This is a genomic window from Kitasatospora nipponensis, assembly GCF_039528135.1.
GTDB lineage: Bacteria > Actinomycetota > Actinomycetes > Streptomycetales > Streptomycetaceae > Kitasatospora > Kitasatospora nipponensis.
On the sequence record NZ_BAAALF010000822.1, the window covers coordinates 1 to 638 of the forward strand.

1 protein-coding gene is annotated in these 638 nt (G+C 72.9%); it reads right to left on the reverse strand.

The genetic code is table 11. The features are described 5' to 3' along the window. Positions 1-615, reverse strand: a 615-nt coding sequence (locus ABD323_RS43530) for an acyl carrier protein (RefSeq protein ID WP_344447547.1), incomplete at its 3' end; no start/stop codon positions are given. Positions 616-638: the final 23 nt, after the last annotated feature.

Below are 638 nucleotides of genomic sequence, written 5' to 3' on the forward strand. Positions count from 1 at the left end.
CATCGGTCCTGACAGCACCGCCTCGCGGAACAGCTGGCTGAGGCTGTCCCGGCCGATCTCGTCACCCGGGACCGACAGTTGGCCTCCGGTGGTGGGTGCCGCTTGACCGCCGGGACCGGCCACAGCCGGCTCCAGGGTCAGTTCCGTCTGCATCAACCGGGCCAATGCGGCCGGGGTCTTGCTGTCGAAGACCACCAGCGGGGGCAGCCGGAGACCGGTGGCCTTGTTGGGCAGATTGCGCAGCTCCATCGCGCTCAGCGAGTCGAACCCGGCTTCCAGGAAGTCCCGTTCGGACTCCACCGCCTCCGGCCCGCTGTGGCCGAGCAGGTTGGCGGCGTAGCCGAGCACCACGGCGAGCGGCGCCCGCTCCCGCTCGGCGGCGGCCAGCCCGGCCAGCCGCTGCCGCAGCGAGTCCGCCTCGGCCTTGCCGACCGCCGCCCGGCGTCGGACGGTGACCTGTCCGCGCAGCAGGGCGGGCAGTGAATCGCCTTGCGTGCGAAGGGCCTTGGGGTCGATCCGGAGCGGGACCAGGACGGCCTCGCCGGTCGCGATCGAGGCGTCGAACAGAGCAAGGCCCTCGGCCTGCGGCAGGGCCGGGAGGCCCAGCTTCGCCATCCGCTGCTCGGCCTCGTCGATCG